The organism is Crocinitomix algicola, assembly GCF_001661595.2.
In the GTDB taxonomy this organism is placed as follows: domain Bacteria; phylum Bacteroidota; class Bacteroidia; order Flavobacteriales_D; family Crocinitomicaceae; genus Crocinitomix; species Crocinitomix algicola.
In genome coordinates this window covers 1-9,038 of the sequence record NZ_LYPF02000013.1, presented here as the reverse complement: position 1 = coordinate 9,038, position 9,038 = coordinate 1, and the positions used below count along the sequence as shown (strand labels likewise).

At 37.4% G+C, this 9,038-nt stretch carries 4 protein-coding genes and 1 pseudogene; 1 reads left to right on the top strand and 4 read right to left on the bottom strand.

All coding sequences use genetic code 11. The annotated features are described in order from the left end of the window. From A8143_RS16865 to A8143_RS07950, 3 genes and pseudogenes are all read right to left on the bottom strand, one after another. Positions 1-2,589: pseudogene (locus tag A8143_RS16865) on the bottom strand (hypothetical protein); the annotation flags it as partial. Positions 2,590-2,727: 138 nt separating this feature from the next. Continuing rightward, a complete protein-coding gene (locus A8143_RS07955; protein ID WP_070137849.1) occupies positions 2,728-5,100 on the bottom strand; it encodes a heavy metal translocating P-type ATPase in 2,373 nt (790 codons plus the stop codon). Positions 5,101-5,181: 81 nt separating this feature from the next. Further along, positions 5,182-6,882: a T9SS type A sorting domain-containing protein gene (locus A8143_RS07950; protein ID WP_070137848.1), complete on the bottom strand. Its 1,701-nt coding sequence runs from the start codon at positions 6,880-6,882 to the stop codon at positions 5,182-5,184. A gap of 472 nt (positions 6,883-7,354) precedes the next feature. Here A8143_RS07950 and A8143_RS07945 point away from each other — a divergent pair, with 472 nt between their 5' ends. Then, positions 7,355-8,167, top strand: coding sequence for a universal stress protein (locus A8143_RS07945; protein ID WP_070137847.1), 813 nt, complete (start codon positions 7,355-7,357; stop codon positions 8,165-8,167). 57 nt (positions 8,168-8,224) lie between these two features. Here A8143_RS07945 and A8143_RS07940 read toward each other — a convergent pair. Next, positions 8,225-9,038: PKD domain-containing protein (locus A8143_RS07940; RefSeq protein WP_139134302.1), on the bottom strand; the 814-nt coding region annotated here is incomplete at its 5' end.

Here is a 9,038-nt window from a genome sequence, read left to right as displayed (position 1 = left end):
TGCTGTAATTATATCTGTTCCTGTTGTGCTTTCGTTTATGGTCAGATTTAAGGTCACTACCGAATCACAGCCTACTGCATTCGTTAAGGTATGCGTAGCAGTAAATTCATCCGAGGTATAGGTTATTCCATCAATCCAAGTATAAGCATCACAAGCCGTTATAATATCCGTTCCTGTCGTACTTTCGTTTATGGTTAGATTTAAGGTTACCACAGAATCACAACCAACAGCGTTAGTTAATGTGTGAGTTGCAGTAAATTCATCCGAGGTGTATGTTACCCCATCAATCCAAGTATAAGCATCACAAGCCGTTATAATATCCGTTCCTGTTGTGCTTTCGTTTATGGTAAGATTTAAGGTCACTACCGAATCACAGCCAGCTGCATTCGTTAATGTATGCGTAGCGGCAAATTCATCCGAGGTATACGTAATTCCATCAATCCATGTGTAAGAATCACAAGCCGTGATAACATCCGTTGTATTATCATTGTCTAAGAGTTCCAGATTAATTGTTAAAATCGAGTCACAACCCACGCCATTTGGGATAGTGTCGAATACAGTAAAAATTCCAGGAGTTGTATAAGTTTCATCGCCACTTGGGACGGTGTATAAATTACAAACCGACACATCAAGAATCCCCGTACTAACCGGTAAAATTGTAATGACAACGGTATCTTTTTTATCATCGCAACAATCAGAACTTACGGTCCAAACAAAAAGGTTATCTCCCGTGGAAGCACCTGAAACGCTCGAGTTATGGCTAGATGGTACATCAACAACGGCACCTCCAAGAGAGGACCAAGTCCCTGTTCCCCAATCTGGTATTTCAGCGTTTAGAGCTATCGCTGGGTCATTGGCACAAAATACCGCATCATTACCAGCCACTGCACTATCAGTTGAAAATGGAGACATATAAACAAAATCAGCATAATTGTGTCCATCAAATCCAACATCAAATCTACCAGTGTCTTGATAGATTGTGTTAACATCTATTCCTGTCAAAATTGGCGGGATTGCTTCGATACCAAAATCCCAAGCACCTGAATAGGTTGCATTAAAATCTACCGTATCAAAAACGCAAAAAGTATTAGACAAACGAATTTCAGGTTGACTAATTAAATCAAATCCAATTTCTAATTCAACAGGAATATCACCACCATCTTGATATAAATCTTCAGATGAGCCGTTAGCACCATTGCCGCCAATGCCACCGTCTCCTCCCTTACCACCGGGACCTCCGTGGCCACCTCTACCAACTTCATCCCAATCAACAGATGCACCAAGTCCGCCAGTTCCTCCAGTTCCGCCTACTCCACCAGTTCCACCTACTCCCCCAATGCTATTTGGGGGAGAAACAAAGTTACATTGTAAAAAACGTCCATTAATACCATTATTAAATAAGTAAACACAGAATGCGCCACCGCCACCAGTTCCACCGGTTCCAAAAGCTCCTCCTTGGCCGCCGCCGCCACCGCCACCGCCGCCATTACCAGCACCATCTACACAAAAGAAGCCTTCTTGGCCACCGCCGCCACCGCCGCCAGATCCACCCATTCCTCCCGTTCCATCTGTTCCATCTAATCCATTCCCTGGAACAAAAAATCCACCAATAAATGTTCCGCTAGCCGGACTTGCTCCATTTGTACCGTTGATTCCAATTGTCCCAATCGAACCGCCCGTTCCATTATACCCTCCACCACAACCACCGCCATTGCCTCCTATCCCAGCGGGACCTCCAGAGGGGTACGTACCAAATACCCCACCACGTAGACCTCCATTTCCACCTTTATTATTCTCTTCACCTCCGCAGCCTCCGCCACCTCCACCGCCACCGGCTCTTATATTCGACGACATTCCTCCTGACCATCCACCTGTACCGGGCAAACAACAAGTACCTGGATCGACAGCTCCATTGCCCCCAGCTCCTCCTCCTGCACCTCCACCTGCACCTCCATTTCCTCCGTGACCGGGATCATCCTGATCATCTCCATCACCAATCAGTCCATTAAATCCATTCATTCCGTTTACGCCATCCGCCCCATTCACACCATTAATCCCATCACTCCCTGAACCCGCTAATACAATAACTCTTGAAAAAGTATATTCAGAACAATTACTTAAATGGACCCCATACGTTGATCTTGAATTGCCTGTGGCATCCATTGTTTCTACTTGTAAATCTCGTAAGCTGAAATTTGAGCTATTCATTCCGTAAAACGCCACAAGTCGATCTGCACCTGCTGGTCCCTCTGGATTGGTATTATCTCTTAAAATTCTTGATGCACCAGCCAAACTGGTTTTCGTCCAATCTAAGGCTTGAATAAAACCACCTTCAATTGTGATATTTGAAGGAATATTAATTGGGTTTGAAATAACATATTCACCAGTATCAAGGCGAATGACATCATTGGGCATTGCACCCGCTATTATTAATGCTAAATCTCCAGGATCATCTTCTGTTCCCACACCGACTGCACCAGGTGATACATATTTTATATTGCATTGTCCAAAGACAGAATTATAAATTAAAAAAAATCCTGTAAAAAAAAGGAGTCTACACGAATTTCTTAAACTTTTGACAATTAACATATTGTAGGGTTTTGAATTGCGAAAATAAGAAATTGAATTTAAAATAATAGAATTTAATTCACCTAATTCCACAAGCGAACTTCGAGTTAATAATTCTTTGATAATAAAATGATACGATGTATACTTTACATTAACCTTTTAAAGGTACTTTCTGTTCCTTGCACGAATTTTTATACTCAATGTTGCAACAAGCACTACCGTCAAAGAACTAATAGGCATTAAGATAGCCGCTAAAACAGGAGCAAAGATACCTTGTACAGCAATTGTTAAACCTATTATATTATAGAGAAAAGAAATAATAAAGCTTGTAATTACCACGCGTTTACTGTAATGAGCAAAGTCGAAAAATTCATTTAATCGAACCAAGGCATCTCCATTAATTATCGCATCACTAGAAGGTTTAAAACCTTGAGACATATTGGTAACCGCTATTCCAAAATAGCTTGCCTCTAAGGCTTCACTATCGTTAATACCATCCCCTAACATTAAAACATTCTTCCCTTGACGCTGCAAATTTTGGATATAATTTGCTTTATCTATTGGACTTTGGTTAAAATGAAGTTCGTTTAAACCATACTCAGTTCGTAAAAACGCCGCTGCACGATCATTGTCACCCGACAATACATGAATATGATATTGTTTAGAAAGTTTTGCTAACAAAGTTTTAAGCCCTTTTCTGTAAGCATGATTTATTTGAAAATTCCCTAATATTTTTTCCTCTTTTTTAATATAGACCATGGAAACTTGCTCCAATCGTTCTTCCGTTTTTTTAATTCCAAGAAATTGAGCAGAACCAATTTTATAAAGTGTATCATTATAACTAAAAACCAATCCCTTACCTTGAATTTCACTAAAGTCTTGAACTTCATCAGCTTTATTTAAGCCTAAATAATCGGTAATGGTTTGACTTAAAGGGTGCATAGAATTGGAGCATCCGCTGTACACGGCCTTTTTCTCTTTATCTGATAGACTTCCTTCAAAAATAATATCCACTCCTTTTCCGGTTGTTAATGTCCCTGTTTTATCAAAAACTATATCTGTAACATGTGTTAATTGATCAATTATTTCAGATTTTCGAAAAAATAATCCGAATTTTCCGAACGCACTTAATGCTGTCCCATATGTGAAAGGAATGCTTAGCGCCAAAGCACAAGGACAAGCCACAATTAATACAGCAACTACACTACGCCAGATTAACGAGCTATCCACAAAATACCAATACAAACCTGTAGCAAGACTCAATAATATTAAAAACACTGTAAAATAGCGACTAATTGCATTTGACAGTTGAACGAGTTTATTGTCCTTGTTTGGGTTTTCGTGGATGGATTTCGCATTCCATAAACCAGTTAAATACCCTTCATTTAAGGATTTAACCACTAGTACTTCTGCCGGCGAGCCAATTAACCGCCCTCCAGCGAAAATAATTTCGCCCTTTTTGAGCTTAACAGGTTCAGATTCACCCGTTACAAAACTATAATCAATTAAAGCTTTATCACTTAATAGTTGAGAGTCGGTTGGAATCAATTCGAAATTACGAATCGCCAATTTCATACCGAGTTCTATTTCTTCAGTTTTAATAATTTCTTTTTTCTTGTTTACGATTTGTTGTATCGCCATGGGAAAATAACTGCGCTTATCGGACTGAAACCGAAGGTTCGCGAAAGTTTTTTCTTGATACCATTTTCCAATTAAAAGAAAAAATACCAATCCTGCCAAAGAATCAAAATAAGCTTGCTCATTAAATTCGAACAGCTCATAGGAGCTTCTTAAAAATAGAGCAATTAAACCTATTGCAATGGGCAACTCCATATTAAACACTCGATTTTTCAGACCATAGTAGGCATATTTTAAATAATCAAAGCCCGCATAAAATAAAACCGGTAACGATAGGAAAAATGAGAGTATTAAAAATAATTTACGAAATGAAATATCATCCTCTGTCAACCCCAAATACTCAGGAAAACTTAGTAGCATGATATTTCCAAAACAAAAGCCTGCCACACCAATCTTATAAATCAGTGTTTTATTCATTTTGGCTCTTTGCTTTTTAGCCGATGAGAATTCTGGAGGATAACCCAGTTGATCTAGGAATTGAGCAAGTTGTTTTAAAGAATAAGTGTTTTTAATAGTAACTTGAATGACTTTTGTACCAAAATTCAATTCGCTATTTACGATTTCGGTGTTAATTTTATTGATATTCTCAAGCAGCCAAATACACGAATTACAATGCACTTGAGGCAAGTAAAGTTCAACCTTTATTCGTTTATCGTCTTTAAATAAAATATGTTTTTTTTGGTAATCCTCTAAATCCAAAAAGTCGTAGTACACTTTTTCTCCTTCTCCACGGGCCTTTATACCAGGTGCACGATCGGACAAGTCATAAAACTTATCCATTCCATTGCTGTGAAGAATATCATAAACTGTCAAACAGCCATTGCAACAGAATTGATGGTTGTCTAGCTGATAAATATCAGTTTCGCAGTGCTCTCCACAGTGATAACAGTTCATGAATACAAAGGTCGATCATGCTTACAGGTCTAAAAATGACAATTATCATTTTTTGAGAAAGGAAATGTCAATGTGTTAAGGCTATCTCACAATTAATTTTTCAGACCAAATTTGATTCAATTGGTTGTCCATCAATCCAATAAAATAAGTTCCCGAATCAAGATTCAAGTCGTCCAACTGAATTTTTTTTTCCATAATGTCATGTTTGCAATAAACCGTTTTACCAATGGCATCATAAACAATAATGGTATGTGGAGAAGTTAGTTTCTCTCCGAAATCAATTGTTGTTGAAGTGCTGAGCGGGTTCGGATAAATAGATATTAATTCTTGTTTTAGTTGACCAACTAATAATTCATTAATTACAGTTACCAGGACAGAAAGCGTATCATCAGGGCAAAAACCGTCCTCATTTGAAACAATTACAGAATATAGGGTCGTTTCATCTGGTGTGGCTTCTGTTGTTGACTCAAAAGGATCTGATAGGCCATCGAATGGAAACCATGAATATGAATCTCCTCCAGTAGCAACTAATGTAGTGCTCTCACCTATGCTAATTGTGATATCTTCAGAAATTGTAGCCACTAGCCCTGCCGGTTTGAATACAATTTTTTTTGGTTCTAGAATCACACAGTCGAGCGGATCTGATGAAACGGTATAAGTTATCATTTCGTCATGAACAACAAAGGTCGTATCTCCCGTGTCAGTGGTAAGGCCAGTAGCCGGAGTCCAAATCCAATTGTAATCATCCACATTTTCACCAGTTAAATAAAACATCACTGTATCACCTGGACAAGCAACGACTGTATCAATTCTTTCAATATCGTCACATTCTGACCAAGGTTCTGCTATTTCCCCATCAATTGTCAAAAAATTTGGATAATAAAAATCACTAAATGCATCATCTAGGGCATCTTCATCTAAAATAATAGCATATGAAAAATTAACTGTATCTCCAGCAGCCAAATCGGTTTTATAGGCCAACGAAATTGCCTTATCTTCGTGTACTGACTCACCTACAACATTCGTTAAAACACCCGTTCCATTCCAAATGTCAGATCCCGAACGATTGCTAAATCCACCATGACTAACACGAAAATTTTCTCCAACAGCCCCAAATGCCAAAAATGAAGGGATGGGCAATTCCTGTGTAGCAGTGACCAATGCTTTCTGGCACATTTCATTAGGTTGTGCAACCACAGTATTATTCGTGTGAAATGTTCCTCCAATAGACTGGTTGTTGTCAGGGTCCACATTTCTATAATAATAGAGGTCGATCAAATCCTCTTCTGTTGTATTGTACAACGTGATATTCGTTGTGTAAAATAGATCGTTTTCCTTAAGACGATAAACTATCTTCATTTCAATGCCTTCAACTTCACCATACCAAGTAGCTGCCATACAAGAACCTTCTTCACTATACAATGGATAACCAGCATGTACAACGATATCATCATCAGCACCACCTGCATTATTATTATAATTCGTTCCATTAATCTCTAATCCAAAACCATTTTCTGGTGAACCAGCTGTAAAGAAATCGCCATGAAATAGTTCCGAATCCCATCCCGTTTCGTTAGGATCAGCTACTAATCCACATGGTGTACCCGGTGCACCACCGCGATAATGAAAACCACCACCGGTACCTGTACCTTCCTTTCCTTTAGCACTGTCAATTGCCACATTTATAAAATTACCTATTAAAAAGGCATTTCCTTCGTAGATTTGTGTCAAGCCATTAATCGAGAACAGGAATAATACTGTAAATAAAAGTTTTGATGTCATAAGTTTAAATTTAAAAAATTTTATTGCTAGTTCGTTAAATACCAGTACAATAAAAACTCCATCTTCAAAATCCGATCTTTTAATTTTTAAGACTTATCACTGTCTATTATTTAAATAGACTTTTTTCTAGCATGAAATAGTCTTCAAGAGGTCTTCATCCCTAGAAATAATCCTAATGATAAGTGGGTTAAATGTCAAAAATTGTTACAAAAGTTTCGCAAGATAATATTATTCATTAAAAAAAACACCTTTTACTCATAATTTGAGTTGATTATCATTCACTTAATCAAGTTATATTACTTATCGTGGAAAAAGCTGACATTACTTCACTGATTGCTAAAATTCAATTCGTAACTGTCAAACTTTCTTCAGCTGATTTACTCAAATTCTCAGTTAATCCCTCTTAATTTTTGATAATTTGAATAATTATTAATTATTTTTAAGCATATTATATTAAAGAACAAAAAACATTATGAAAAATATTGTCTTAATTGACTTCACACCAGAAAGTGACAATAGCTTAAAGTACGCTATTGAAATTACGAAACCAATTAAAGGTGCACATTTAGAGTTGATCAATGTGAGCAAAGCCTCTAACTTTACGGAATCGAATAAAAAATTACAAGCTTTAAAAGAAAAGCATAACAGTGATGAATTGAAAATTGAGGCAGTAGAATTAACGGGCGATTTCATGGAAGTCCTTCCAGAATATATTAACAGTGAAAAAACTGGTTTTGTTTTCTGTGGTACTCATGACATTCGATTTTTAGAACATCTATTTAATAGTAGAGCCTTGAAATTGATGCAAAACTCTCATGCGAACTTTATTTTTATTCCAAATACTAAAAAAAGCACCGATTCACCAAAGCACGTGATGGTTCCTATTTTAGAAGACAACGACTCGCTTCAAAGTTTAGAGCCACTCTTGTTTTTAAAGCACTTTTTGAAGTTTGAAATTACCTTGGTAACGTATAAAGGGCAAGACACGGGGCAAAAAGGAAACCTAATTGTTGCCACAAAAATTTTAGACAAAAAAGATGTTGACTACAAAATCGAATATCTAGGTGAATCTCAAACTGAATTATTGGATGGAATTGAAAACCTTGCTACCTCGCTGAATGTTGAAATGATTTCGATTGTTGATTTTACGGAAGATAGCGTATTCAATTTCGGAGCTGTTGGATTTGTTGAAGGATTAATTCGAAACGAAAACAATCTTGGGGTTATGGTAATTCAAAACCAAGATTTAGAATATTATACTGGATTTAAAACTCAAGGAGGTTGATTAGATTAGAACCTTAAACAAAAATCCCGACTTAGAAAACTAGGTCGGGATTTTTTATTATCTCATAACAGTGACATGACCACTTTCATAATGTTTTTTATCGGTCATTGTTTCTCCAAATTCCATTTTCCAAACATAAACACCATCCGGAACGATGTCTCCATTTCCGTAGGTTCCATCCCATGCTCCTGTAGCGTCGTAAGATTCAAATACCATTTCTCCCCAACGGTTAAATATCATTAAGTGAAAATCGTAGATATCTAAGCCTGAAGCAAACTGAGGTCTAAATTTATCGTTGAACGAATCTCCATCAGGCGTAAAGGTATTTGGAATAAAATAAATCAAAACATCGTTTATTTTAATTCGTTTTGTGATGGTGTCTGCACATCCAAAATCATTAGCTGCAATTAATGTCACAGGGTAGGTTACGTTACCCACTTCTGGGTAAAAATGCACAGGCTCAAATGTCGATGAGTTCGCTGTTCCATCTCCAAAACTCCATTCATACGTTGTCGCATAGTCAGCATGATTGATAAAATTAACTTCTGTATCCATGATATCGATTGCTTGTGGAGTATATGAAAAATCTGCCACTGGCTGCTCAAATATTTCCACAGCATTGGGTTGAACAAAACTCGCAACACATCCTTCGATAGAGGTTATTGTTAATGTTACATCATAAATTCCTGCCGAATTATATTGGTAAGATGGTGCGCTTGCTGAACTTACTCCACCGTCTCCAAAATCCCAGAAATAAGATGCTCCTGGAGTTAAGGTCGTGAAATTAATCGTATGCGGATTACACCCTTTCATCTCATCCCCCAAAAAAGAAACGTTTGGTAAAGGGTGAACTGTTACTGTTACTGCGTCT